This window comes from Tessaracoccus sp. OH4464_COT-324 (assembly GCF_003932855.1).
Taxonomy (GTDB): domain Bacteria; phylum Actinomycetota; class Actinomycetes; order Propionibacteriales; family Propionibacteriaceae; genus Arachnia.
Window position 1 is genome coordinate 1 of the sequence record NZ_RQYZ01000158.1, and the last position, 339, is coordinate 339.

Annotated in this window: 1 pseudogene; it reads left to right on the forward strand. The window is 63.4% G+C overall.

Annotation, left to right across the window (positions count from 1 at the left end):
• Positions 1-77: 77 nt before the first annotated feature.
• Positions 78-339: pseudogene (locus EII42_RS12570) on the forward strand (hypothetical protein); the annotation flags it as partial.

Genomic DNA, 339 nt, shown 5'->3' on the forward strand with positions numbered 1-339 from the left:
CCGACATTCCCCAGCTCCGCTCTTCCTACCCGCTGCCCGAGCTGCCCCCCGAGTTCAGATAATCAGGGAGCCCCTAGATGAACAAGCGCGTTTGGTATGTCGTTATCGCGGTTCTCGCCTTTAGTTTGGTGGGGTTGGTGGTGGTGTTCTGGGTGTTGCCGGTAGGTCCTCGGCCCGTGACAGAGGCCACCACGATCACTGTCCCGCCCAGGCCGACGCCCACGCCCAGTCCGGTGTCTAGTCCGAGCCCCACGCATTGGCGTGATAGCAAGGACTGGACTGTTATCCCGCCCCCGTATCGCTTTCCGCCGCTTTACGCCGGCCTGCCCCGCGACGACT